Source organism: Brevundimonas sp. (assembly GCF_051858995.1).
Lineage (GTDB): Bacteria > Pseudomonadota > Alphaproteobacteria > Caulobacterales > Caulobacteraceae > Brevundimonas.
On the sequence record NZ_JBHYGN010000014.1, the window covers coordinates 55,265 to 77,391 of the forward strand.

General features: G+C 68.2%; 27 protein-coding genes. 15 read left to right on the forward strand and 12 right to left on the reverse strand.

Annotated elements, in window-relative coordinates; translation table 11 throughout:
* Nucleotides 1-75: 75 nt before the first annotated feature.
* Nucleotides 76-318 (reverse strand): 30S ribosomal protein S21, encoded by a 243-nt coding sequence (rpsU, locus tag ACTIEF_RS16255; RefSeq protein WP_439473281.1) that lies wholly within the window; start codon nucleotides 316-318, stop codon nucleotides 76-78.
* A 189-nt stretch (nucleotides 319-507) separates the two neighbouring features.
* On the opposite strand from rpsU, the gene ACTIEF_RS16260 reads away from it, so the two are divergent.
* Complete coding sequence (locus tag ACTIEF_RS16260; protein ID WP_439473179.1) at nucleotides 508-1,197, forward strand: COQ9 family protein; 690 nt, start codon at nucleotides 508-510, stop codon at nucleotides 1,195-1,197.
* Between the two features lie 34 nt (nucleotides 1,198-1,231).
* Here ACTIEF_RS16260 and ACTIEF_RS16265 read toward each other — a convergent pair whose 3' ends face one another.
* Both ACTIEF_RS16265 and purE read right to left on the reverse strand, forming a co-directional pair.
* Nucleotides 1,232-2,311, reverse strand: a complete 1,080-nt coding sequence (locus tag ACTIEF_RS16265; protein ID WP_439473180.1) for a 5-(carboxyamino)imidazole ribonucleotide synthase — start codon at nucleotides 2,309-2,311, stop codon at nucleotides 1,232-1,234.
* Nucleotides 2,312-2,803 carry a 5-(carboxyamino)imidazole ribonucleotide mutase gene (gene purE / locus ACTIEF_RS16270; RefSeq protein ID WP_439473181.1) on the reverse strand — a complete coding sequence of 164 codons (492 nt, stop codon included), beginning with the start codon at nucleotides 2,801-2,803 and terminating at the stop codon, nucleotides 2,312-2,314.
* 122 nt (nucleotides 2,804-2,925) lie between these two features.
* On the opposite strand from purE, the gene ACTIEF_RS16275 reads away from it, so the two are divergent.
* Together ACTIEF_RS16275 and ACTIEF_RS16280 are read left to right on the forward strand one after the other, a co-directional pair.
* Nucleotides 2,926-3,489 carry a GGDEF domain-containing protein gene (locus ACTIEF_RS16275; RefSeq protein WP_439473182.1) on the forward strand — a complete coding sequence of 188 codons (564 nt, stop codon included), beginning with the start codon at nucleotides 2,926-2,928 and terminating at the stop codon, nucleotides 3,487-3,489.
* 51 nt (nucleotides 3,490-3,540) lie between these two features.
* The gene (locus tag ACTIEF_RS16280) at nucleotides 3,541-4,248 is read left to right on the forward strand and encodes a hypothetical protein (RefSeq protein ID WP_439473183.1); all 708 of its coding nucleotides are present in this window, start codon (nucleotides 3,541-3,543) and stop codon (nucleotides 4,246-4,248) included.
* 19 nt (nucleotides 4,249-4,267) lie between these two features.
* Here the strand turns inward: ACTIEF_RS16280 and ACTIEF_RS16285 are convergent, their stop codons facing one another.
* Genes ACTIEF_RS16285 through ACTIEF_RS16295 form a run of 3 tightly spaced genes read right to left on the reverse strand, consistent with a single transcriptional unit; the run spans nucleotide 4,268 to nucleotide 5,598 of the window.
* Complete coding sequence (locus ACTIEF_RS16285) at nucleotides 4,268-4,492, reverse strand: YdcH family protein (protein ID WP_439473184.1); 225 nt, start codon at nucleotides 4,490-4,492, stop codon at nucleotides 4,268-4,270.
* A 39-nt stretch (nucleotides 4,493-4,531) separates the two neighbouring features.
* Nucleotides 4,532-4,999: a TIGR02444 family protein gene (locus tag ACTIEF_RS16290; protein WP_439473185.1), complete on the reverse strand. Its 468-nt coding sequence runs from the start codon at nucleotides 4,997-4,999 to the stop codon at nucleotides 4,532-4,534.
* Nucleotides 4,996-5,598, reverse strand: coding sequence for a UbiX family flavin prenyltransferase (locus ACTIEF_RS16295; RefSeq protein ID WP_439473282.1), 603 nt, complete (start codon nucleotides 5,596-5,598; stop codon nucleotides 4,996-4,998). The genes ACTIEF_RS16290 and ACTIEF_RS16295 overlap by 4 nt, the downstream gene beginning before the upstream one ends.
* A 128-nt stretch (nucleotides 5,599-5,726) precedes the next feature.
* On the opposite strand from ACTIEF_RS16295, the gene ACTIEF_RS16300 reads away from it, so the two are divergent.
* Nucleotides 5,727-5,900 (forward strand): YdcH family protein, encoded by a 174-nt coding sequence (locus tag ACTIEF_RS16300; RefSeq protein ID WP_439473186.1) that lies wholly within the window; start codon nucleotides 5,727-5,729, stop codon nucleotides 5,898-5,900.
* A gap of 84 nt (nucleotides 5,901-5,984) precedes the next feature.
* Here ACTIEF_RS16300 and ACTIEF_RS16305 read toward each other — a convergent pair whose 3' ends face one another.
* Nucleotides 5,985-6,656, reverse strand: a complete 672-nt coding sequence (locus tag ACTIEF_RS16305) for a DUF1013 domain-containing protein (protein ID WP_439473187.1) — start codon at nucleotides 6,654-6,656, stop codon at nucleotides 5,985-5,987.
* A gap of 225 nt (nucleotides 6,657-6,881) precedes the next feature.
* On the opposite strand from ACTIEF_RS16305, the gene ACTIEF_RS16310 reads away from it, so the two are divergent.
* Nucleotides 6,882-7,505, forward strand: a complete 624-nt coding sequence (locus ACTIEF_RS16310; protein ID WP_439473188.1) for a beta/gamma crystallin-related protein — start codon at nucleotides 6,882-6,884, stop codon at nucleotides 7,503-7,505.
* Between the two features lie 56 nt (nucleotides 7,506-7,561).
* Nucleotides 7,562-7,918 (forward strand): DUF1428 domain-containing protein, encoded by a 357-nt coding sequence (locus ACTIEF_RS16315; RefSeq protein WP_439473189.1) that lies wholly within the window; start codon nucleotides 7,562-7,564, stop codon nucleotides 7,916-7,918.
* A gap of 7 nt (nucleotides 7,919-7,925) precedes the next feature.
* On the opposite strand, the gene ACTIEF_RS16320 is transcribed toward ACTIEF_RS16315, so the two are convergent.
* Nucleotides 7,926-8,897: an NAD(P)H-quinone oxidoreductase gene (locus ACTIEF_RS16320; protein ID WP_439473190.1), complete on the reverse strand. Its 972-nt coding sequence runs from the start codon at nucleotides 8,895-8,897 to the stop codon at nucleotides 7,926-7,928.
* A gap of 61 nt (nucleotides 8,898-8,958) precedes the next feature.
* Here ACTIEF_RS16320 and ACTIEF_RS16325 point away from each other — a divergent pair, with 61 nt between their 5' ends.
* The 3 genes from ACTIEF_RS16325 to ACTIEF_RS16335 all read left to right on the forward strand — a co-directional run bounded on the left by ACTIEF_RS16325 (nucleotide 8,959) and on the right by ACTIEF_RS16335 (nucleotide 10,182).
* Nucleotides 8,959-9,183 (forward strand): DUF1192 domain-containing protein, encoded by a 225-nt coding sequence (locus ACTIEF_RS16325; RefSeq protein ID WP_439473191.1) that lies wholly within the window; start codon nucleotides 8,959-8,961, stop codon nucleotides 9,181-9,183.
* 112 nt (nucleotides 9,184-9,295) lie between these two features.
* On the forward strand, nucleotides 9,296-9,814 hold the full coding sequence (gene rcdA / locus ACTIEF_RS16330; RefSeq protein WP_439473192.1) for a protease adaptor protein RcdA: 519 nt from the start codon (nucleotides 9,296-9,298) through the stop codon (nucleotides 9,812-9,814).
* Nucleotides 9,811-10,182 carry a hypothetical protein gene (locus ACTIEF_RS16335; RefSeq protein WP_439473193.1) on the forward strand — a complete coding sequence of 124 codons (372 nt, stop codon included), beginning with the start codon at nucleotides 9,811-9,813 and terminating at the stop codon, nucleotides 10,180-10,182. Before rcdA ends, ACTIEF_RS16335 begins: the two co-directional genes overlap by 4 nt.
* A gap of 3 nt (nucleotides 10,183-10,185) precedes the next feature.
* On the opposite strand, the gene ACTIEF_RS16340 is transcribed toward ACTIEF_RS16335, so the two are convergent.
* Together ACTIEF_RS16340 and rpmE are read right to left on the reverse strand one after the other, a co-directional pair.
* The gene (locus tag ACTIEF_RS16340; RefSeq protein WP_439473194.1) at nucleotides 10,186-11,748 is read right to left on the reverse strand and encodes a L,D-transpeptidase family protein; all 1,563 of its coding nucleotides are present in this window, start codon (nucleotides 11,746-11,748) and stop codon (nucleotides 10,186-10,188) included.
* Nucleotides 11,749-11,920: 172 nt separating this feature from the next.
* Nucleotides 11,921-12,145: a 50S ribosomal protein L31 gene (gene rpmE / locus ACTIEF_RS16345; RefSeq protein ID WP_439473195.1), complete on the reverse strand. Its 225-nt coding sequence runs from the start codon at nucleotides 12,143-12,145 to the stop codon at nucleotides 11,921-11,923.
* Between the two features lie 134 nt (nucleotides 12,146-12,279).
* Between rpmE and ACTIEF_RS16350 the strand changes: the two genes are divergently transcribed.
* Nucleotides 12,280-14,130, forward strand: a complete 1,851-nt coding sequence (locus ACTIEF_RS16350; RefSeq protein WP_439473196.1) for an ABC transporter transmembrane domain-containing protein — start codon at nucleotides 12,280-12,282, stop codon at nucleotides 14,128-14,130.
* A gap of 361 nt (nucleotides 14,131-14,491) precedes the next feature.
* Here the strand turns inward: ACTIEF_RS16350 and ACTIEF_RS16355 are convergent, their stop codons facing one another.
* Both ACTIEF_RS16355 and ACTIEF_RS16360 read right to left on the reverse strand, forming a co-directional pair.
* Nucleotides 14,492-15,535 (reverse strand): 2OG-Fe(II) oxygenase, encoded by a 1,044-nt coding sequence (locus ACTIEF_RS16355; protein ID WP_439473197.1) that lies wholly within the window; start codon nucleotides 15,533-15,535, stop codon nucleotides 14,492-14,494.
* A gap of 45 nt (nucleotides 15,536-15,580) precedes the next feature.
* Nucleotides 15,581-16,147 carry a superoxide dismutase family protein gene (locus ACTIEF_RS16360; protein WP_439473198.1) on the reverse strand — a complete coding sequence of 189 codons (567 nt, stop codon included), beginning with the start codon at nucleotides 16,145-16,147 and terminating at the stop codon, nucleotides 15,581-15,583.
* Nucleotides 16,148-16,271: 124 nt separating this feature from the next.
* Between ACTIEF_RS16360 and gyrA the strand changes: the two genes are divergently transcribed.
* From gyrA to ACTIEF_RS16385, 5 genes are read left to right on the forward strand one after another with little or no spacing between them, the layout of a single operon-like run.
* Nucleotides 16,272-19,043, forward strand: coding sequence for a DNA gyrase subunit A (gene gyrA, locus ACTIEF_RS16365; protein WP_439473199.1), 2,772 nt, complete (start codon nucleotides 16,272-16,274; stop codon nucleotides 19,041-19,043).
* A 57-nt stretch (nucleotides 19,044-19,100) separates the two neighbouring features.
* Nucleotides 19,101-19,913: a hypothetical protein gene (locus tag ACTIEF_RS16370; protein WP_439473200.1), complete on the forward strand. Its 813-nt coding sequence runs from the start codon at nucleotides 19,101-19,103 to the stop codon at nucleotides 19,911-19,913.
* The gene (locus ACTIEF_RS16375; RefSeq protein ID WP_439473201.1) at nucleotides 19,913-20,713 is read left to right on the forward strand and encodes an aminotransferase class IV; all 801 of its coding nucleotides are present in this window, start codon (nucleotides 19,913-19,915) and stop codon (nucleotides 20,711-20,713) included. Before ACTIEF_RS16370 ends, ACTIEF_RS16375 begins: the two co-directional genes overlap by 1 nt.
* A gap of 51 nt (nucleotides 20,714-20,764) precedes the next feature.
* The gene (coaD, locus tag ACTIEF_RS16380; protein WP_439473202.1) at nucleotides 20,765-21,247 is read left to right on the forward strand and encodes a pantetheine-phosphate adenylyltransferase; all 483 of its coding nucleotides are present in this window, start codon (nucleotides 20,765-20,767) and stop codon (nucleotides 21,245-21,247) included.
* A 1-nt stretch (nucleotide 21,248) separates the two neighbouring features.
* Nucleotides 21,249-22,121: a peptidylprolyl isomerase gene (locus ACTIEF_RS16385; protein WP_439473203.1), complete on the forward strand. Its 873-nt coding sequence runs from the start codon at nucleotides 21,249-21,251 to the stop codon at nucleotides 22,119-22,121.
* Nucleotides 22,122-22,127 lie beyond the last annotated feature (6 nt).

A 22,127-nucleotide genomic window follows, 5' to 3' on the forward strand; every position in this document is an offset into this window, starting at 1 on the left:
GGCGATAGGGGGTGAATTGAAAAAGGGCCGCTCCAGTGGAGCGGCCCTTTGATCTTTCAGCCTTGCGGCAGGGTCTTAACGACCGCCCGGCGTGCGGGGCTTCGGAGCCGGCAGCAGGCCTTCGCGCTGGGCGCGCTTGCGGGCGAGCTTGCGGGCGCGACGGACGGCTTCAGCCTTCTGGCGAGCGCGCTTTTCCGACGGCTTTTCGTAATGCACGTGACGCTTCATTTCGCGGAAGCTGCCTTCGCGCTGCATCTTCTTCTTCAGGGCCTTGAGGGCCTGATCGACGTTGTTGTCGCGGACGAAAATCTGAACCAGGTGAAACTCTCCTTTGGCCGCCCGCCGCGTCCTGTGAGGGAGACGGGCAGACAAATAAAATTCTTGCTCCCGAACCGAGGGGTTCGCGAGGGAAGGCGGGCAGATACACGAGCCCACCCGGTCTGTCCAGATCGTCGCGGTACATTGTGAAGGCTCGAAACGCCCGCGCGACGGGCTTATGATGCGCCCATGACCGACGCGCCACACCTGTCGAACGAAGACCCCGCCGGATCGGCCTCCGGGGGCGACTGGGCGGACCGGATGGAGCAGTCCGTGCTGGACGCCGCCATCGCCCGCGCGCCCGCCCTGGGCTGGAACGCCCGGCTGGTGCGAGCCGCCTGCGCCGACAACGGCCTGTCGCTCGGGGACGAGGAATTGCTGCTGCCCAACGGCGCGCGCGATCTGGCGGCCCTGCTGTCGCGCCGTCACGATGATCAGGCCATGGCGGCGCTGGGAGAGGTCGAGGCGACGTCGCTGAAGATTCGCGAGCGAATCGCCCGCGCCCTGTCCGCGCGACTCGAGGCCGGGGCCGCCGATCTGGAAGCGTCGAGGAAATGCGCCGCCTTCCTGGCCCTGCCGGTCAACGCCGATCTGGGGCTGAAGCTGGCCTGGGAGAGCGCCGACCTGCTGTGGAACTGGGCCGGGGACACGGCCACGGACTGGAACCACTATTCCAAGCGGGCGATCCTGTCGGGCATTTTGGTCCCGGCGCTGACGATGCGCCTGTTCGACGGTCAGGACCGCGCCGAAGCCTTCGTCGCCGCCCGCATCGAGAACGTCATGAGCTTCGAGAAGTGGAAGGCCGGCAAGGATTTCGACGCGCCGCTGCGGAAGGTGGCCGATGCGCTGAGCCGGATGCGGTACGGGGCGAAGGTCTAAGATTGATCCCTCTCCCAATGGGAGAGGGAGGCTGTCACAGCTTCGACACCCGGTTCACATGCGCCATCTTCCGGCCCGGGCGGGCTTCCGCCTTGCCGTAGAGGTGCAGGCGCACGTCAGGCTCTGCGGCCAGAGTCGTCCACTGCTCCACCTCGTCGCCCAGCAGGTTGGTCATCTCGACGCGGGCGTGGGGCTCGGTGGGGCCCAGAGGCCAGCCGGCGAGGGCGCGGATATGCTGTTCGAATTGGTCGCAGACGCAGCCGTCCTGGGTCCAGTGGCCGGTGTTGTGGACGCGGGGCGCGATCTCGTTGACCAGCAGCTTGCCCTTGCCGAGGTCGAACAGCTCGACCCCCAGCACGCCGACATAGTCGAGGCCGTTCAGGATGGCGGCGGCGATCTCGCGGGCGCGGGCGTCGGTCTTCTTGTCCACCTTGGCCGGGGCGAGGGTGGTGCGCAGAACGCCGCCCTCGTGGATGTTCTCGCCCAGCGGATAGACGGCCACCTGACCATCGCGGCCGCGCGCGGCGATGATGGACAGCTCGCGGGTGAAGTCGGCCCGGGCCTCGAGCACGGCGGGCTTGCCGCCGATGGCGTTCCAGGCGTCGGCGGCCTCGGAGACCGCGCGGACCCAGACCTGACCCTTGCCGTCATAGCCCTCGCGGCGGGTCTTGAGCAGGGCCGGGACGCCGAGGCGCTCCAGAGCGGCGACCAGATCGTCCACGCTGTCCACGGCGGCGAAGTCGACAGTGGTGGCGCCGACGCTGTTGAGGAAGGTCTTCTCGTCGACCCGGTCCTGCGCGACGGCGAGGGCGCGGGCACCCGGCGCGACCTGGGCGCCGCTGTCGACCAGGGTCTGGACCGAGGCGGCGGGGACGTTCTCGAATTCGAAGGTCACGGCCTGGGCGACGCGGCCCAGCACGTTCAGGGCGGTGGGGTCGTCATAGGCGGCGATCACCTGACCCTGGGAGACGCGGCCCGCCGGGCTGTTCTCTTCCGGATCAAGGATGACGACGTTGAAGCCGAGGCGCGAGGCGGCCTGGCTGAGCATGCGGCCCAACTGGCCGCCGCCGAGGATGCCGAGGGTCGAGCCGGGGGGGAGGGGCAGTTCGGCCACTCAGTCCTCGACCGTTTCGAGCACGGAGGCGGTCTGGGCGTCGCGGTAGGCGGTGAGGCGATCCATCAGGGCTGCATCGTTCAGGGCCAGAATTTGCGCCGCCAGCAGGCCCGCGTTCTTCGCGCCCGCCTCGCCGATGGCCAGGGTGGCGACGGGGACGCCGCCCGGCATCTGGACGATGGAGAGGAGGCTATCGAGACCCTTGAGCGCCTTGGACTGGACCGGCACGCCGAGGACCGGCAATTCGGTCATGGAGGCGGCCATGCCGGGCAGGTGGGCCGCGCCGCCGGCGCCGGCGATGATGACCTTGAAGCCCGCGGCGCGCGCGCCGGTCGAAAACTCGACGAGGCGTTGGGGCGTGCGGTGGGCGCTGACGACCTTGGCGTCCCAGGCCACGCCGAGCGCGTCGAGGGCGTCGGCGGCGTGCTTCATGGTCGGCCAGTCCGAGCGACTGCCCATGATGATCGCCACGGGCGGGGTTTGGGTCGCCATGGACGCACCTTTCTCGCGGAAAGCGGCGCGATACAGGACTCGCGTTGCGCCCGCAACCGACCGCGTTAGGCTTCGCAAGGACCGGACGTGGTGAGTCGCCGGTCGGAGAGCGCTTTTCCCTCGTGACCGACGCGGCCGTCATCGACCCCTACGCCGAGATCGAGCGCCTACGCGCCGAGCTTGAGACCCTGCGCCAGCGCGCCGAGGCGGCCGAGGCCGCCGCCGACCATGATGTGCTGACCCCCGCCCTGAACCGGCGCGGTTTCGTGGCGCAGATGAAGAGCGCCATGGCCTATTGCCAGCGTCACGAGACCCCGGCGGTGCTGCTGTATCTGGATCTGGACGGCTTCAAGGGCGTCAACGACCGGCTGGGCCATGCCGCCGGAGACGCGGCCCTGGTGCATGTCGCCGCCATGCTGAAGGCCAATCTGCGCGAGTCGGACGCGGTCGGACGGCTCGGCGGCGACGAGTTCGGCCTGCTTATGCTGAACGCCGGACTGGACGAGGGGCGCGAGAAGGCGCGGCGCTTGGCGGCGACGCTGGAGGCCGAGCCGTTCGAATACGAGGGCCAGGCCACCGGTCTGGGCGGCTCGTTCGGTGTCCGCGCCTATGCGGGACAGGCTGATCCGGAAATCTGGCTGGCTGAAGCCGACGCCGCCATGTGGGTGAGGAAGAAGGGTCGATAGCTTCGCCTTTGAGGTATAACGTCAAGATCGAGACAACCTGGGGAGGGTGTGGTGTTCGGATCGAAACGTTCTTTTGGCGTTCTTTTTTCTGCGGCGGTTCTGAGCAGCGTCAGCGCTTGCGCTACGCCGAACTACAGCTATGTGCCGCAGGTCCAAGAGATCAGCCGACCGCCACTAAATGTGGTCTCGCGGGTGGGGGTGGGCGAGCAAATGCTGGTCCAGGGACGCTTCGAGGAGCGTGACGTTCTGCGTCTTGTGGAAGAGGTTCGGGTTGGGGCTCTAGGGGCCTACACTTTTTCTCCCGGTCACTATGTGAAAGTCGGGGAGCGTGACGGCGTCGGGTTCTACGCCGAAAGCCATGTTCCCGGCAGCGGTAGAGTGCAGGCGAACGCCCTCGCCGATCCGTTCCAGGTCATTGAGTTCAATGCCGTGACGAAGCAGATTTGCGGTGTGACGGTCTTGAACCTCAAAGTTTGCCGCGCGGTGCCAAGTGCGACCACCGAGAGAATTCCCATCCAAAGTGATAACTCGTTCCAGCAGACGCTAATTTATAGCGGCCGCGTGGGCGGGAAAATCAACATTGGATATCGAGAATTTTCAGCAAGTGTCGCTCGTCCAGCATTCAACAATGACGTTGAATACGATTTGAACGAGTCTCCAATGATTGGCTACATGGGGGCTCAGGTCGAGATCATCAAGGCGACCAACGAATATATCGAGTATAGAGTGATCCGAAACTTCAATCCGGCAACTCGATAAGCGTTTCGTCAGTTCCCGCCTAGGCGATAATATCCGGCAATATCCGGGCTTCGATCTTCACGATCTCGTCGCGCAGGGTCAGCTTCTTGCGTTTCAGGCGCGCGATCATGAGCTGATCCGGAATCGGCATGTGGCAGAGCGCTTCGATGGAGGCGTCGAGGTCGGCGTGCTCCTGCTGGAGTTCCTTGAGCCGTGCGTGCAGCGCCAGCTCTTCCTCGGAGAGAAACGGTTCGTCGTCGTTCATACTGGGGTCCCGGACCGGGCGGTTATAGCGCGCCGCCGGTCAGGCCGGAAGGCGGTCGGCGAGAAGTTCGAGAGAGCGGCGCGGCGTGATCGGCGACCACTCGCGCGCCACGGCGATCAGGGCGGGCAGCACGGGCTTGGCGGCGCCGGAGGGGGCGGGGGCGAGGGCCTCCAGCGCGGCCAGCAGGCGACGCTCGGCGTCCAGCTCGATGGCCTTGACCTGCGCACGCAGGGCCTCGCGGTCGTCATCGGCGTAGTCGGGGATGCGGACCTTCAGCTGACGGCGGATGGCGCGCAGGGGGGCGACGGTGGTCTCCTGCCAGACGCGGGCGGTGTCGCAGGCGGCCTCGATGTCGTCGGCGTCCGGCGTTCGGCCCGTCTGCGCGCACCAGGCCGCCCACAGCAGCAGGGGCAGGTTCTGGCCCTGGGCGTCCTGCAGGTCGAGGCCTGCATTCTGGACCCCGTCCGCCGCCCAGACCCGGAGCGACCAGTCCCACAGCCCGCTCATTCCGACACCGGGCCCTTCAGCCCGTCCCAGCGCTTCACCGCCGACCAGTCGAGGCCGAAGACATCCAGCGCCCGTCCGACCGACTGATCGACCATCTCCTGAATGGAGGTCGGTTTCGCATAGAAGGCGGGCAGGGGCGGGGCGATGGTCGCGCCCATCTCGGCCAGAGCGGTCATGGTGCGCAGGTGCCCGAGGTGGAAGGGCGTCTCGCGCACCATCAACACCAGCGGGCGGCGCTCCTTCAGCGCCACATCGGCGGCGCGGGTCAGCAGGGTGGAGGTCACGCCGGTGGCGATCTCGCCCATGGTACGGACCGAACAGGGGGCGACCAGCATGCCCATGGTGCGGAACGAGCCCGAAGCGATGGTGGCGCCGACGTCGTTCAGCTTGTGAACCACGTCCGCGCGGCTGGTGAGGTCGTCCGCCGAGAGGTCCGTCTCCTGCGACAAAGTGAGCAGGGCGGCGCGGGTCACAACGAGGTGGCTTTCGACCCCAAGTTCCCGCAGGGCCTCAAGGGCGCGGACGCCATAAGTTATTCCGGATGCGCCGGAAATTCCGACGATGAGACGACGGGGCGGGTTCCGTACGGCTCCGTTCACATCTTCGGCCAATTCGGGCTCCAGGGTCGGCGGGTCCGGAAGGCCGCCAGCCTCACCGGAATGTGATTCTACAGGCGGTCAAGCCGGGCGCTCACTCTAGTGGTCCCTTAGACATGGAGGCGCAAGCCATGACCATCGAAGCTCGTATCCGCGAACTGGGAAACCGTCACCGCAACCTGGATGAGGCCATCCAGCGCGAGACCCGGAACCCGGCAACGGACTCGCTTCGCGTAAGGGAGCTCAAGCAGCAGAAGCTCCGGCTCAAGGAAGAGATCACCAGTCTGGAGGCGCGGACCCACTAGGGGACACACCTTCCGAAATGACGACGGCCCCGGAGATCGCTCTCCGGGGCCGTTTTTCATGCCTCACCCGATTGGGGGAGGAACTCAGTCCCGCGATCCGAAGACCGACTCGGCGGTCGGCTCGGCGCCGCGGCGCTCGCGCTCTTCCGGCACGAACTCCGGTTCGGCGTCCTCGACCGGAGCGTCCACGGCCTGCAGGGTGGCGCCGCCGCGCTTGGCGTCGTCCTTGGCCTTCTTGTCGGCGGCCTTCTTGACCAGTTCGTCCAGCGCCAGCTGGCCGACGAGGCCGAGGGTCACCGGATCGACCGGCTTGATGTTGGCCGAGTTCCAGTGCGTGCGGTTGCGCACGGTCTCGATGGTGGCCTTGGTGGTGCCGAGCAGCTTGGAGATCTGGGCGTCGGTCACTTCAGGGTGGTTGCGGACGAACCAGGCGATGGCGTCCGGACGGTCCTGACGGCGCGAGACCGGGGTGTATTTCGGCGCGGGCTTGTTCGACTTCAGCAGTTCGGCGTGGCGGCTGACCACGGCCTTCATGCGGTAGTTCGAATCGTCCTGGGCCTTGTCGAGCTCTTCGCGGGTCAGTTGGCCGCCGGTGATGGGATCGACGCCGCGGATGTCGCGGGCCACGTCGCCGTCGGCGATGCCGCGCACTTCCAGCGGGTGCAGGCCGCAGAAGTCGGCGATCTGCTCGAACGTCAGCGAGGTGTTGTCGACCATCCAGACGGCGGTGGCCTTGGGCATCAGGATATCGGACATGAGCGTCTTCGTTTCTTGTTTGCAGGCCCGTCCGAACAGGGTTCGCCGGGTTCCGGATACGACGGCGCCCGACCTTTCGGCCGGGCGCTGATGCTCAGGATATAGGCCTATTCGTCAAAAAAAGAAACGATCCCGAACAACTGCATACAGCCAAGGTTCATCTGAGCTGTTGAACATTGGCCTCATCGGCGCGTTGATGCGCCAGCTTGGCACTGGGAGGACCCCATGTTTATCGAGACTCTTGCGGCGGTGGCGTTGATGACTGGGGACGCCCAAGAGCGTGCTCCGGCCCGGGGTGGCGCTCAGGAACGGGTGGCGCCGCGCGGCGACTACCGCGACTCTTGCAGCGGCGAATATGTGAACCGGGGTCGGCTCTACGCCGACTGTCGCACCCGTAGGGGCGACATCCGCGGCACCTCGATCGAGCTGAACCGCTGCGGCAACTATGAGATCCGCAACAACGACGGCCTGCTGGTCTGCGGCCCGATCCGCGGCGACTATGAAGAAGGTCGTCCCGGTGGAGGCGGCGGTGGCGGCTGGGGCGGCGGCAACGGCGGCGGTGGCTGGAACGGCGGTCGCGCCTCGATCACCGTCTATCGCGACGCCGACTATCGCGGTTCGCAGTACACCTTCCGCGAAGGCATCCCGAACCTGGCCCGCTCGGGCATGAACGACGAGATCAGTTCGATGCGCGTCACCGAGGGCGAGTGGGAAGCCTGCACCGACGCCAACTATCGCGGCGAGTGCCGGACCTTCCGCGATGATGTGCGTAACCTGGGAAACCACAATTTCAACGACCGCATCTCCTCGCTGCGCCCCGTGCGTCGCGGCGGCGGCGGACGCTGGTAGGCCGGAACCTCTGACGGCCGCGGAGGCTTCTTTCCCGAAACGGAGAGGAGCCTCCCATGGCCTATGTCGATGGTTTCGTGGTCGCCGTGCCCAAGGACCGGATCGATGAGTACCGCGAGTTCTCCCGCCGGGCGGGGGAGGTCTGGAAGGAATACGGCGCCCGGACCTATGTCGAATGCGTGGGCGACGACGTGCCCTATGGCGAGCTGACCTCTTTCCCGCGCGCGGTGCAGGCGCAGGACGACGAGACGGTCGTCTTCTCGTGGATCACCTATGACTCTCGCGAGCACCGTGACGAGGTGAACAGCAAGGTCATGGAGGATCCTCGCCTGAAGGGGCAGGGAATGGAGCAGGCGCCGTTTGACGGCAAGCGGATGATCTACGGCGGGTTCACCACCCTGCTGGAGCTGTAGGGCCCCGTCAGGCGGTCAGCACGATCTTGCCGACGTGGGCGCCGTCCTCGAGCCGCTGGTGCGCTTTAGCGGCCTGTTCCAGCGGGAAGACGGCGTCGATGGGCGGCTTGAGCGCGCCGGAGGCGACCCAGGGCCAGGCCGTGGCCTCGACCGCTGCGATCAGCCGGGCCTTCTCGTCCGCCGGACGGGCGCGCAGGGTGGAGCCGGTCAGGACGATCCGCTTCATCATCAACTTGAGCAGGTCGATCTGCGCAAGGGCGCCGGTCAGGGTGGCGATGATCACCCAGCGTCCGAACGGCTTCAGCACCGCCTGATTGAGCTCGGCGTAGTCGGCGCCGAGCATGTCCAGCACCACATCGACCCCGCCGAAGTCGCGGATGGCGGCGGTCATGTCACCGGCCGAGGCGTCGAGGCTGAGGTCCGCGCCCAGTTGCCGGGCGGCCTCGGTTTTCGCCGCTCCGCGCGAGGTGGCGATGACGCGGGCGCCCGCCGCCTTGGCCATCTGGATGGCGGTCACGCCGATGCCGCTGGTCGCGCCGTGGATCAGCAGGGTCTCGCCTGCCTTTAGCGCCCCGCCCTCGAACACATTGGCGAAGACGGTGGAGACCGTCTCGGGCAGGGCGGCGGCCTGAACGAAGTCGAGGTTGTCGGGGAGGGGCAGGGCGTGGCGGGCATCGACTACCACCTGATCGGCATAGCCGCCGCCGCCCAGCAGGGCGCAGACCCGGTCGCCGACCCGCCATCGGGTGACGCCGTCGCCGACCTGATCAATTTCGCCCGCGACCTCGAGGCCGAGGATGTCGGATGCGCCCGGCGGCGGGGGATAGAGGCCGTTGCGTTGGAGCAAATCGGGACGGTTCACGCCCGCGGCGCGCACCCGGATGCGGATCTGTCCCGTTCCGGCGACCGGATCGGGACGCTCCGACAGGGTCAGGGCGTCGGCGGGACCGGCTCCATCCGTGATCTCGATCACCCGCATGCGTTCGTCCTGTCCTTGCAATCGTCCGTGTCCGGGCGTGAGATAGGGGTTTACGTCCCCGATGGCCAAGAAGGAGGCGGTGATGTTCGAGGATCTTGAGCCGCGCCCGGCGCGCGGCGCCCCGCTGATCGCCCTGACACGCGAGGATCTGGACGGCTATTCCGTCGAGGATCTGAAGGAGCGGATCGAAACCCTTGAGGCCGAGATCGCCCGATCCCGAACGGCCATCGACGGCAAGTCGTCCCAGCGTAACGCCGCGGATGCATTGTTCAATTTCCGCAGCTGACAGTTTTCCCCCGTCACGGGTATGGCACAGGCGTTGCAGTCGGCTGTCCGACCGCGCGCAACGGTGCGCGTCGTGATACGGATGCCTGTACCCCATGAGTTTGGCTAGCTTCATGTCCACCAATGACACCACCCTTCTGACGCCTTCGGGCCGCAGCCGCGAAGCGGTGGTGGACGATTTCGCGCGCTCGGAGCTGTTCGACCGGACCTTCCGTGAAGGGATGGAACTGGTCGAGGAGACCGCCGCCTATCTGGACGGCGACGGGCGTCGCGAGTCCAAGCTGCTGTCGCGCGCGGCGGCCTTGGCCTATGCGGGCGAGAGCATGAAGCTGACGACCCGGCTGATGCAGATCGCCTCGTGGCTGCTGGTCCAGCGGGCCGTGCGGGAAGGGGACATGAGCGCCCTGGCCGCCTGCGAGGCGCGCTATCGCCTGGCCGAGCGCAAGCCGGAGGCCGAGCCGACCCATGCCGAACTGCCCATCGCTCTGATCGAATATCTGGTCCGTTCGGAGCGGCTGTACGACCGCGTCCTGCACCTGGACCGCAAGATGTACCTCGACGCCCCCGAGGAAGAGGCGATCAATCCGGTGCAGAGCCAACTGGACCGACTGGCGGCCGCGTTCCGCCAGTGAAGGGCGGCAGGCGGTTTCTGATCGCGCTGGTCGGCGCGGTGGCGTTCCTCGGCCTGCTGGCGGGGGGCGTCGTCTGGAGCGGCCGCTCGCTGGTGATCATCGACAATCGCGGTGAGACACCCCTGACCCTTGAGGTCGAGACAGTCCCGGTGGGCGACTTCCGCTGGGCCGGCGACCTGAAGCCCGGCCAGCGGCTGTACCGCATCGCCAAGTTCACCGGAGACGGCAGCATCCGCGCCGTCTGCCGGGACGGCGACGGCGTGTACCGGAGCACGGGCGGCCATGTGTCCGCCGGCTGGCCCTACCGTGTGGATGCCGTGGCCTCGGGCTGCGCCTCGATCCAGATCGAGGCCGACAGGCTACCCTAGGGCTTACGGTCCGACGTCGTTGGCGTCGCGGCCGCGGCCGTCATCGACCGGCTTGGGCAGGCTGACGCCGATGCCGAGGGCCTCGGCCAGCTTGGCGTCACGCTCATAGACGTCCTCGCGGAAGGCGACGCGGCCCTGACCGTCGACGAAGGCGGTCCAGTAGAGCAGGCGCACGCCGATCTCGCGGCCGACCTGGATGCGCTTGGTCTCGCGCGTGTCCTGCGCCGTGTCGAATTGACCCAGCAGGGCGGGATCGGGCGACAGCAGCAGGCGGGCGAACTCGACCGCGTTCTGGACGCGGACGCAGCCGTGGCTGCGCTGGCGCATGGACAGGTTGAAGGCCGCCTTGGACGGGGTGTCGTGCAGGAAGATGGCGTAGCTGTCGCGCAGCTCGAACTTCACATAGCCGAGCGCGGCGGTCGGACCGGCGCGCTGAATGACTGTGCCGTTCTGGACGTACATGTTCTGGCTAGCCAGATAGGCCGGGCCGCGCGGCAGGATTTCGCGGCGCGCGATGCCCGCCGGGACGTACCAGGGCGGATTGGCCACGACCGAGGCGAAGGGCTTCTCGAGGCTGGGCGTCTGGTTGTCGTGCGAGCCGACGACGACACGGTTCGAGTGAACCGGACGGCCGTCCTTCCAGTAGACCATGATGGCGGCGGCAGTGTTGACCTCGATCCGCTCGGGCTGGAGGTCGCGCTTGAGCCAGCGGCGGCGTTCCAGGTTGAGGGCGATCTGGCGGGCGCGATCCTCGGCCGAGGCCGAGAGGGAGCGCTGGGTGCCCGTGCCGATGCGGCCGTCGGCGCCGAGGCCGTGACGGGCCTGGAAGCTGCGCACGCCCGCCTGCAGGTCGGGGCCGTAGACATTGCCCATGGCGGTGATGCGGGCGCCGTCGGCGGCGGACAGGTCGCCTTCGGCGACCAGACGCTGGACAATGACCGGAATGCGCGGGTCGCTGCCGCCCGGCTCGATGTTGGCGCCGACGCGGAAGGCGGGCCAGCCGCCGCCGCTGTTGATCAGGCGGCGATAGCGGACGTAGCCCGCCGAGAGGTTGGAGTAGCCGATGTCGGTCGGGGCGAGGCCCTCGAACCAGTCGAGCAGGCGGCTGGTGGCCAGGGCGTCGTTCAGCCCGGCGGGCAGGTCGACGCGATTCTTCTGCATCTCCCACAGATCCTCGACCGTCTCGGGACGGACGCGGCCCTCGGCGAGGACGCGGGCATAGGTCATGGCCGCGGCGGTGGTCTTCATCTCGCCGCCGGCGCGATCGGCGGCCAGGGCGTCGAAATCGAAGAAGTCGGCCTGCGACAGGCCGTGGCGTTCGGCGCGGGCGGCGGAGGCCTGCAGGGCGCGCAGGCGGTCGGGCGTCCAGACCGGGCGCCAGCCGTTCAGTTCGTAGAAGGTGCGGACGTCCGGCTGGAGGGTGGCGGGCAGGCGGGCCAGCTGGTCGTTGAAGCTGTCGTAGAAGGCGACCGCGCCCGGATCACGGGTCTGCGCCAGCGCACTGGCGCCAAACGCGGAGGCCAGCGCCGAAACCGCTGCGCCCAGACCCAATTGCCGTCGATTCATCACGTCGCTCTACTGTCCGTCTCGTCGCACGGACCCAACGTCCACGCCCCGAAAGCCAACGCCGCCAACCTTATCGGCGTTCCGGAAAAACAGAAAGGCGCCGGTCCGGAGACCGACGCCTTCTTGTCGTCTTGCGCTGGCGGTGTGGCGGGAAAGCCAGACCGGAAGCGGCTTACTTCTTGATGAAGCCGGCGAACTTGTTGTTGAAGCGCGAAACGCGGCCGCCGCGGTCCAGCATCGTCTGGTTGCCGCCGGTCCAGGCCGGGTGGGTCGACGGATCGATGTCCAGGTTCAGGGTCGCGCCCTCTTTCCCGTAAGTCGAACGGGTCTGATACGAGGTGCCATCGGTCATCACGACAGTGATGAAGTGGTAGTCGGGGTGCGTGTCCGCTTTCATGGTCGTCGTCCGGTCTCTGCGCGGTGACGATGCCGACCGTCTATGCGCGTAAAATGAGAAACCCGCCGAAGAGCCCGGCGGGAATGAGCGGCGGCGTTTACACCGGGGGGCGTTCCGGGGCAAGAGGCGCGGCCATGACCGATACATTCGCCCCGATCAATGACGCCGCTGACCTGCGCGGACGGCCCGGCGCCGGGGCGGTGCTGGCCGAACAGATGTCCGAGGCGGGCGAGCGCCGCGAGAAGCGTCGCGACATCCGCCCGCTGGCCCGGCTGCTGCCCTATGCCCTGAGGCACAAGGGCCATCTGGCGATGGCGGCCTTCTGGCTGATCCTGTCGACCGCCGCATCGCTGGGGCTGACGGCGACGGCGCGGGGCGCCATCGACCACGGGTTCGAGAACGGCGGCGCGGGCCTGAACGTCTGGTTCCTGGTGCTGGGCGCCAACGCCGTCTTCCTGGGCCTCGCGACGGCGGTGCGCTACTTCTATGTAACCAAGACCGGCGAGCGGGTCGTGGCCGACCTGCGCAAGGGGCTGTTCGACCGCATCCTGACGCTGGACCCGGCCTTCTATGCGCGCATCCGGACGGGGGAGGTGCTGAGCCGCCTGACCACGGACATCGCCCTGGTCGAGACCCTGATGACGACCTCGGTGTCGTTCGCCCTGCGCAATTTCCTGACCCTGATCGGCGGGATCATCCTGCTGTTCGTGGTCAGCCCCAAGCTGACCGGGCTGGTGCTGCTGGTGGTGCCGCTGCTGCTGGGGCCGATCTTCCTGTTCGGCCGCCGGGTGCGGAAGCTGACCGTGGCCACGCAGGACCGGTTCGCCAACGCTGTCGGCTTCGCGGGCGAGAGCGTGGACGCCATCGAGACGGTGCAGGCCTTCGGCCGGACCGGCAGCGCCATCGCCCGCTTCGGCGCGGCGGTGGAGGACGCCTTCGCCTCGTCGCTGGTGCGGATGAAGGCCCGGGCCCTGATGACCGCCCTGATCATCGTGGTGATGTTCGGCGGGGTGACCCTGGTCCTCTGGTTGGGCGCGCAGGACGTGATCGCCGGGCGAATGAGCCCCGGGGCCCTGCTGCAGTTCGTGCTGCTGTCGGTGTTCGCTGCAGGCGCTGTCGGCGCGTTGGGCGAGAGCTGGGGCGATGTGCAGAAGGCGGCGGGCGCCATGGAGCGAATCGACGAGCTGATGCGGGCGCAGGCGGCCATCGCCGCGCCGGAGACGCCGACCGCCCTGCCGGAGCCGCCGGTCGGCGAGGTGTCGATGTCGGCGGTCGCCTTCGCCTATCCGGGCCGGCCGGACCTGCCCGCCCTGAAGGGCTTCAGCCTGACCGTGCGGCCGGGCGAGACGGTGGCGCTGGTCGGGCCGTCGGGGGCGGGCAAGTCGACCGTCTTCCGCCTGCTGCTGCGCTTCTATGACCCGCAGTCGGGCGTGGTGTCGGTGGACGGGGTGGACGTGCGCGACGCCGATCCGACCGCCGTGCGCAACCGCTTCGCCTGGGTCTCGCAGGAGGCGCCCTTGTTCTCGGGTTCCGCCAGCGAAAACATCCGCTTCGGCCGGGAAGCCGCGACCGAAGAAGAGGTCCGCGCCGCCGCCGAGGAGGCCCAGGCCCTGGGCTTCATCGAGGCCCTGCCGGAGCAGTTCGACACCCCGCTGGGCGAGCGCGGCAAGAGCCTGTCGGGCGGCCAGCGCCAGCGTCTGGCCATCGCGCGGGCGCTGGTGCGCGAGGCCCCGATCCTGCTGCTGGACGAGGCCACCTCGGCGCTGGACGCCGAGAGCGAGCGGCTGGTGCAGGCGGCGCTGGATCAGGCGATGGAGACCCGCACGACACTGGTCATCGCCCACCGTCTGGCCACCGTCCTGCGCGCCGACCGCATCGTGGTGATGGAGGACGGCCGGGTGGTCGAGGAGGGCACGCACGCGACCCTGATCGCCCGTGGTGGGTTGTATGCCCATCTGGCGGAGCTGCAGTTCAAGGGCGGCTAGCCCGGGACGCTCGCAGAGCGAACCCGATCCCGCAGGGATCGAATTGAAAAAATGGATTGCACAAAGTGCACATTTTCGCCTGAGGCGGGGCGGTGGAGCGCCGCCTCAACCGGAAGCGAGCGTCAGGAGCGGCGAGGGGTTCGGTCCGGGACTCTGTGTCGGCCGACCAGAACTTCCGCCGGCTTCCCAACGCGCCGAGGCCCACCCCGCCGGCGATGACGAGCGCGGTCATCAGGGATTGGGTGACCGCATCGACCGATGGCGAGCCGTGCAAGGCTGCGGCAGGCAGCAGGACCCAGGCGGACAGGGAGGCGGCCAAGGCGAACGGCCCAGTGGGCGGACAGGCGTTTGAGCATCGGCCTCACCCCATCAGCGCGGGATCGAGGAATTTCAGGTTCTCCTCGCGCACCTTCGCCCCCGCCTCGTCGTAGAGGAAGGGCAGGAAGGCGAAGCGTTCGCCGCGGGTGACCGAGGTCGCCTCGTGCAGGACCGAGCAGGAGAAGACGCAGGCGCCGCCGGGGGGCGGGCGGTAGGTGCGGTCGCCGAACTCGGGGAAGCGCAGGTCGCCGCCCTCATAGTCGCTGTTCAGATTGATCGAGACGGCGAAACGACGGTGGGCGGTGCCCTTGGTGGTGTTGTCGCGGTGCGGGCGGAAATAGCCGCCGGTCTCCGAATCGTAGCGGGCGACCAGATAGCGTTCGATCCGCGTCGGCTTGAAATTGAAGGCCTTTTCGATCTGCGGGATCAGGCGGCGGTTGAGGCGGGCGACGACCTGTTTCTGCAGGAGTTCGTCCTCGACGATGACGTCCGAGCGGCGCTTGTGCTGGGCGTTCATCATCAGGGTGGTGACGCCGTCGATCTCGCGCATGAAGCCCGAGGGCTCGCCGCCGATCTGGCGGTACAGCTCGATCAGCTTGTCGCAGAAGCCCGGTTCGAAGATGCGCGGAGTGACCAGAACGGGGGCGGTGGCCTCGAAGCCGCCGTGGCGAGCGGGAGGGGGCAGGGCGGAGACGCGGTCCGTGAGCGCCTCGGCCGTGTCGGCGTCCACGGCGCCCATGACGTGCAGGGCCGGATCGATCAGGAACCAGCGCTCGGCGTCGCGTGCGCCGTAGAGGCTGGCGATCTCGCCGTCCTCGTCGAACAGGAAACGCAGGCCGGGCAGACCATCCTGGCGGTGTTCGCGGGCCCCGTCCTTGCCGACGATCAGGACGAACGCGCTGGCGTGGATGTCGTCGAAGGCCGCGCGCCGGGCCTCGAGGAGGGCGATGGCGCGCTCGACCGCTGGACCCGCCGGGACGACGGCGAGCAGCAGGTAGCGGCCCGCCGCGGTGTCGAAGACGTAGCGCGGATTGCTGACGCCTTGGGTTGAGAAGGTCGGGGCGGGGTCGCCGAAAAGCAGGGCCATGCCGCTACGATGCGCGGCATGGCTCCGTTATTTCAAGTGCGGGGATCAGGCGGCGGGCTGGAAGACACCGCAGGCGACACGGGGGCCGGCGCCGCCGATGGGCTGGCTGACGTAGTCGTCGGGGTTGGCGTGGACGACGAAGGACAGGCCGTTGCCGTCGACATAGTCATCCTCGTGGGCGTCCAGACCCTCCCAGGCCAGATAGACGTCAGCGTTCGCCGTGCCGTCGGCGTGGGCGAAGACGTTCTGCAGGTCGCCAAGGTCCGGACCGCCGTCCTTGTTGAGCAGGCCGTGGGGACGAGCGCCCTCCGCGTGGTTCACGTGACCGCCCGCCGAGGTAAAGCCGGGGGCTTCGCAGCTGCCGACGGCGTGCAGGTGGACGGCGTGCCAGCCCGGGGTCCAGCCCTTGCCCTCGACGCGGAAGATCATGCCCATGGGGCCTTCGAAGCCGGTGACCACGCCCGCGTCGGCGCCGTCGGCGGTCTTGAGCGCGGCGGTGACCACAGTCTGCGGGGGAGGGGCCGGGGCGGGAGCCGCGGCCTGGGCCAGAGCCCCGGCGGCGCCCATCAGGACGGGGGCGGCGATGAGGGCGGCGAGGAGGCGCTGGCGCATGGTTGAAAATCCCTGTGTATCAAGCCTGAGAAGGGCGCGTCCGTTTTGCTTACCGACGCCCTGGATGCTAGAAAACCGGATAGCGGATCACGTTCCGATTCCGGCCATTTAAAGCCCGATTTCCTTGACCGACGACACCTACGAAAACGCCGCAGCCCCGGCGGGCGGCGACATCTCCACCATCACCATCGAAGACGAACTGCGCCGTTCGTACCTCGATTACGCCATGAGCGTGATCGTGAGCCGGGCGCTGCCGGACGCGCGGGACGGCCTGAAGCCGGTGCACCGCCGCATCCTGTACTCGATGCACGATCTGAAGATGTCGCCCGAGCGCGCCTATTCGAAGTGCGCGCGCGTGGTCGGTGACGTGCTGGGTCGCTTCCACCCGCACGGCGACGCCTCGGTCTATATGGCGCTGGTGCGCATGGCCCAGCCCTTCTCGATGGGGCTGATGCTGGTCGACGGCCAGGGCAATTTCGGCTCGGTCGACGGCGATATGCCCGCCTCGATGCGTTACACCGAGGCCCGGATGGCGCCGGCGGCGGTGGCCCTGCTGGCCGACATCGACAAGGACACGGTCGATTTCCAGCCGAACTACGACGAGAAGGAGCTGGAGCCGGTCGTCCTGCCGTCCCGGATCCCGAACCTGCTGGTCAACGGCGCGGGCGGCATCGCCGTCGGCATGGCGACCAACATCCCGCCGCATAATCTCGGTGAGGTGATCGACGCCTCGGTCGCCCTGCTGGACGATCCGAACATCGGCGACGACGCCCTGCTGGACATCGTGCCGGGCCCGGACTTCCCGACCGGCGGCGAGATCATGGGCCGCACGGCGCCGCGCAACGCCCTGCGCGACGGCCGCGGCTCGGTGATCGTGCGCGGCAAGGCGACGATCGAGACGATCCGAAAGGACCGCGAGGCGATCATCGTCACCGAACTGCCGTTCCAGGTGAACAAGCAGACCCTGATCGAGCGCATCGTCGAACTGGTCCGAGAGAAGCGGATCGAGGGCATCGCCGACGTCCGTGACGAGTCGGACCGCGACGGCATGCGGATGGTGGTCGAGCTGAAGCGCGACGCCTCGGGCGACGTGATCCTGAACCAGCTGTGGCGCTATACGGCGATGCAGTCGTCGTTCGGCGTCAATATGCTGGCCCTGAACCACGGCCGCCCCGAGCAGATGGGCCTGCGCCAGCTGCTGGAAGCCTTCCTGGAGTTCCGGGAAGAGGTGGTCGTTCGCCGCATCAAATACGAACTGGGCAAGGCCCGCGACCGCGGCCACGTCCTGGTCGGTCTGGCCGTGGCCGTGGCCAATATCGACGAGGTGATCCACATCATCCGCTCGTCGGCCGATCCGACCGAGGCGCGCGAGCGTCTGCAGGCCAAGGCCTGGCCGGTGGGCGACATGATGGCCCTGATCGAGCTGATCGCCGACCCGCGCTCGGCGCTGGTGGACGGCGACAAGCTGCGTCTGACGGACGAGCAGGCCCGCGCCATCCTGGCCCTGACCCTGAGCCGCCTGACCGGCCTGGGCCGTGACGACATCTTCGGCGAAGCGCGTGAGCTGGCCGGGATCATCCAGGGTCACCTGACCCTGCTGTCGGACCGCGCCAACATCCTGGCGGTGATCCGCGAGGACCTGCTGGCGGTGAAGGAAGAGTTCGCCGTTCCGCGTCGCACCCTGATCGGGGAAGGCGACGGCGAGATGGAGGACGAGGACCTGATCCCGCGCGAGGACATGGTCGTGACCGTGACCCACGGCGGCTATGTCAAGCGCGTGGCGCTGAATGCCTATCGGACCCAGCATCGCGGCGGCAAGGGCCGCTCGGGCGTGGCGATGAAGGACGATGACGCCGTCACGGGCGTCTTCTCGGCCTCGACCCACACGCCGGTGCTGTTCTTCGCCACCAACGGCAAGGCCTATAAGCTGAAGACCTGGCGTCTGCCGCTGGGCAATCCGCAGTCCCGCGGCAAGGCCTTCGTGAACCTGCTGCCGATCGAGCCGGGCGACAGCATCATGAATGTGCTGCCTCTGCCGGAGAACGAGGCGGAGTGGGGCGACTACGACATCATGTTCGCCACCAGCTCGGGCGACGTGCGCCGCAACAAGCTGTCGGACTTCGCCACGGTGAACCGCGCGGGCAAGATCGCGATGAAGCTGGAGGACGGCGACCGGATGGTCGGCGTGGCCCTGTGCACCGCCGAGGACGACGTGATGCTGACGACGGCCCTGGGCCGGGCGATCCGCTTCAAGGCCGACGACGTGCGCGTGTTCAAGGGGCGGGATTCGACCGGCGTGCGGGGCGTGCGCCTGCAGGACGGCGACGAGGTCATCTCGATGGCCGTGCTGGGCCGCGTGGACGCCACGCCGGAAGAACGCGCAGCCTACGTCAAGCACGCCAACGCCATGCGCAAGGCGCTGGCGGGCGCGGACGGGGAAGAGGACATGGCTCCGGTCGAGGCCGAGGATGACGTCGCCGACGCCGTACTGTCGGTCGAGCGGATCGCTGAACTGGGCGCCGCCGAGCAGTTCATCCTGACCGTCACCGAGACGGGCTTCGGCAAGCGGTCGTCGGCCTATGAGTATCGCCGCACGGGTCGCGGCGGGCAGGGGCTGACGGCGCACGGTCTGGGCGGTCGCGCGGGCACGCGTCTGGCCGCGGCCTTCCCGGTCGAGGACAGCGACGACCTGCTGATGGTCACCTCGGGCGGGCAGATGATCCGCACCCCGATGGAGCAGATCCGCATCGTCAGCCGCTCCAGCCAGGGCGTCACCATCTTCAAGACTGGCAAGGACGAGAAAGTGGTCTCGGTCGAGCGCCTGCCGGACAGCGGCGGCGGCGAGGATGACGGCGCGATCGAGGGCGAGGACGCGGGCGAAACCGGCGAAAGCTGATTGCGCCCGGCCGCGTCGCCGTCGCATGCTCCCCCCTGTTTTCGGGGGGAGATGACCGTGCCGCGTATCCTGCTGTTTCTGCTGACCCTGCTTCTGGCGGGGTGCGCCCTGCCGAAGGTCGATCCTGAGCGCGAGGCCCAGACGGATCACGTCTATCAGATGATGCGCCGGGGCGACGCGGCGGGCCTGTCGGCGCTGGCGACGCCCGCCCTGCGCCAGAATGACCTGAACGCGGGTCTGCCGCAGATGCGGATGCATCTGCAGACGAGCGAGCCGACCGGCGCGCGCACCCTCGGCTGGACGTCGAACCAGGTGAACGCCGACGTCGCCTATGAGGTGGTGCGGCTCTACAGCCACCCGGAAGGCGAGGTGCAGGCCAAGGTGCTGATGGTCCGCAACGGTGAAGGACCGTGGCAGATCGACGGGATGCATGTGATGCGCGTCACCCCGCAGGGCCGCGAGGCCTATGACGCCTCGATCGAGGCGGCGAAGTTCACGCTGAACGGCAAGTCGCCGGTCCACTATCTGGTGCTGCTGGGCGCGGTGCTGTCGGCGACGCTGTGCGTGGTCACGGCGGTGGTGGCGGGCATTCGCCGTCGCTGGGCGTGGATGTTCGGCTGCCTGTTCGGGGTATGCCAGCTGTCGCTGAACTGGACGACGGGCGCGGTCTTCTTCACGCCGATCCATGTCGCCCTGCTGGGCGCGGGCTTCCTGAAGGGGCTGGGGGCGGCGGATCCGTGGATCCTGTCGGCGGCGATCCCGCTGCCGGCCATCCTGTTCTGGGCGCTGGCCAAGTGGCGGCCCAAGCCGCCGAAGCGCAAGCCGGAGCCGAAAGCGCCCGACGGGCCGGACATCCGCTGGGGCGCCTGATGACCCCGATCCTGCACATCGACGGCGAGCCCGCGACCGCAGAGGCGCTGGCCCCCGTGATCCTGTCGAACTACGGCGCCTTCACCTCGATGCAGGTCGAGGACGGGGCGGTGCGCGGGCTGGACATGCATCTGGATCGGCTGGCGCAGGAGGCGCTGAGCCTGTTCGGGCGGGCCGTGCCGGAGGCGCGGATGCGCGAGCGGATGCGGACGGCGGTCGAGGGGCTGGAGGGACGGCGCAGCCTGCGGGTCCAGCTGTTCCTGGAGACCATCACCCACCGGACGCCGGACGCGCTGGGCGTGCCCAGCGTGCTGACCGTGGCAGCGGCGCCGGCCAACCCCCTGTGCGATCCGCTGCGGCTGCAGACCCAGGACTATGCGAGGGAGGCGCCGGAGCTGAAGCACAACGCCACCTTCGGCCTGACGCGAGCGCGGCGGGCGGCGAAGGCGGCCGGCTTCGATGACGCCCTGTTCGTGGGACCGGATGGCGTGGTGTCCGAAGGCTCGATCTGGAACATCGGCTTCATCGAGGACGGGCGCGTCATCTGGCCGCGCGCGCCGATGCTGCGCGGCGTGGGGCAGAGGCTGCTGGAGAACGGGCTGGATCTGGTCGGGCTGGACAGCGAGACGCGGGTCATCGACCGGGCGGCGCTGGCGGGCCTGCGACAGGCCTTCATCTGCAACAGCGCGACCCCGGCCTGTCCCGTCGGCAATATCGATGGTCGTTCGCTGGACATTGATCCGGCGCTGATCGACCGGCTGCAGGCGGCCTGGGCGTCGAACGCGCCCCAGACGATCTAGGCCCGTCGTTTCGCACCTGCTAAACGGGATCAAAGCCGGGGGATGACATTGATGCGTATCGGTCTTTATCCGGGCACCTTCGACCCGATCACCAACGGGCACATGGACATCATCGGCCGGGCGGTGAAGCTGGTGGACCGGCTGGTCATCGGCGTGGCCCAGAATGATGAGAAGGGGCCCCTGTTCTCGACCGCCGAGCGCGTCGAGATGGTGACGGCCGAGGTGGCGAAATTCGGCGACAAGGTCGAGGTTCGGCCCTTCTCGAGCCTGCTGATGCATTTCGCCGAAGAGCTGGACGCAACGGTGATCGTGCGCGGCCTGCGCGCCGTGGCCGATTTTGAATACGAGTTCCAGATGACGGCGATGAACCAGCGCCTCAATGCCGACATCGAGACCGTCTTCCTGATGGCCGATCCGCGGCATCAGGCGATCGCCTCGCGGCTGGTCAAGGAAATCGCCCGATTGGGCGGCAATATCGGAAGTTTCGTCAGCCCCGCGGTCGCGACCGCGGTGCTGGACAGGGTCAAGGACTAGAATGCGCATCAAGACGATCCTCGCGGCGGCCGTGGCGGCCACCCTCCTGGCCGGCGCGACGGCTCCGGCGGCTCTGTCGCAGACGGCGGCCCCCGCCGCCGAATGGCGGACGATCTCGCCCGAGAACCTGCTGATCATAGACACCGCCAAGGGCCGTATTCTGGTCGAGCTGGACCCGCGCGTGGCGCCGCGTTCGGTGGAGCGGATTCGCACCCTGGCGGATCGTGGCTTCTATGACGGGCTGAAATTCCACCGGGTCCTGGAGGGCTTCATGGCCCAGACCGGCGACCCGCAGGGCACGGGCGAGGGCGGCAGCGACCTGCCGGACGTGCCGGGCGAGTTCACCTTCCGCCGCGGTCGGGCCGACAATTTCGTCTCGACCGGTCCGAGCCCCGAGGGCGTGACCCAGATGGGCCTGATCGGCTCCATCCCCGTCGAGACCCAGCCGGACGCCCAGATGATGGTCACCGCCGACTTCAAGGTGTCGGCGATGGGCCTGTTCTGCTCGGGCGTGGTGGGCATGGCGCGCGCGCAGGGGCCGGACAGCGCCAACAGCCAATTCTATCTGATGACGGCCACCAACGACTCGCTGAACGGCGTCTACACCCCGTTCGGACGGGTGGTGTCGGGTCTGGACGCGGTCAAGGCGCTGAAGGCCGGTGATCGCAACAACAACGGACAGGTCACCAACCCGGACGTGATGACGCGGGTGCGCACCGCCGCCGCCCTGCCGCCGGGCGAGCGTCCGTCGGTGCGGGTCATGCTGGCCTCCAGCCCCGCCTTCCAGGCCCAGATCGAAGCCGCCCGGACCCGTCTGGGCACGCGCTTCAGTGTCTGTGAAGTGCAGCCGCCCGCCGAAGTGACCGGCGGCTGAGACGGA

Coding starts and splice junctions, on each gene's coding strand:
- coaD (WP_439473202.1), top strand. CDS start 20,765: ATGCGTATCGGTCTTTATCCGGGCACCTTCGACCCGATCACCAACGGG.
- ACTIEF_RS16300 (WP_439473186.1), top strand. CDS start 5,727: ATGACCATCGAAGCTCGTATCCGCGAACTGGGAAACCGTCACCGCAAC.
- ACTIEF_RS16320 (WP_439473190.1), bottom strand. CDS start 8,897: ATGCGGGTGATCGAGATCACGGATGGAGCCGGTCCCGCCGACGCCCTG.
- ACTIEF_RS16315 (WP_439473189.1), top strand. CDS start 7,562: ATGGCCTATGTCGATGGTTTCGTGGTCGCCGTGCCCAAGGACCGGATC.
- ACTIEF_RS16355 (WP_439473197.1), bottom strand. CDS start 15,535: ATGGCCCTGCTTTTCGGCGACCCCGCCCCGACCTTCTCAACCCAAGGC.
- ACTIEF_RS16360 (WP_439473198.1), bottom strand. CDS start 16,147: ATGCGCCAGCGCCTCCTCGCCGCCCTCATCGCCGCCCCCGTCCTGATG.
- ACTIEF_RS16340 (WP_439473194.1), bottom strand. CDS start 11,748: ATGAATCGACGGCAATTGGGTCTGGGCGCAGCGGTTTCGGCGCTGGCC.
- ACTIEF_RS16325 (WP_439473191.1), top strand. CDS start 8,959: ATGGCCAAGAAGGAGGCGGTGATGTTCGAGGATCTTGAGCCGCGCCCG.
- ACTIEF_RS16305 (WP_439473187.1), bottom strand. CDS start 6,656: ATGTCCGATATCCTGATGCCCAAGGCCACCGCCGTCTGGATGGTCGAC.
- rcdA (WP_439473192.1), top strand. CDS start 9,296: ATGTCCACCAATGACACCACCCTTCTGACGCCTTCGGGCCGCAGCCGC.
- ACTIEF_RS16290 (WP_439473185.1), bottom strand. CDS start 4,999: ATGAGCGGGCTGTGGGACTGGTCGCTCCGGGTCTGGGCGGCGGACGGG.
- ACTIEF_RS16375 (WP_439473201.1), top strand. CDS start 19,913: ATGACCCCGATCCTGCACATCGACGGCGAGCCCGCGACCGCAGAGGCG.
- ACTIEF_RS16285 (WP_439473184.1), bottom strand. CDS start 4,492: ATGAACGACGACGAACCGTTTCTCTCCGAGGAAGAGCTGGCGCTGCAC.
- ACTIEF_RS16385 (WP_439473203.1), top strand. CDS start 21,249: ATGCGCATCAAGACGATCCTCGCGGCGGCCGTGGCGGCCACCCTCCTG.
- ACTIEF_RS16310 (WP_439473188.1), top strand. CDS start 6,882: ATGTTTATCGAGACTCTTGCGGCGGTGGCGTTGATGACTGGGGACGCC.
- purE (WP_439473181.1), bottom strand. CDS start 2,803: ATGGCGACCCAAACCCCGCCCGTGGCGATCATCATGGGCAGTCGCTCG.
- rpmE (WP_439473195.1), bottom strand. CDS start 12,145: ATGAAAGCGGACACGCACCCCGACTACCACTTCATCACTGTCGTGATG.
- ACTIEF_RS16350 (WP_439473196.1), top strand. CDS start 12,280: ATGACCGATACATTCGCCCCGATCAATGACGCCGCTGACCTGCGCGGA.
- ACTIEF_RS16260 (WP_439473179.1), top strand. CDS start 508: ATGACCGACGCGCCACACCTGTCGAACGAAGACCCCGCCGGATCGGCC.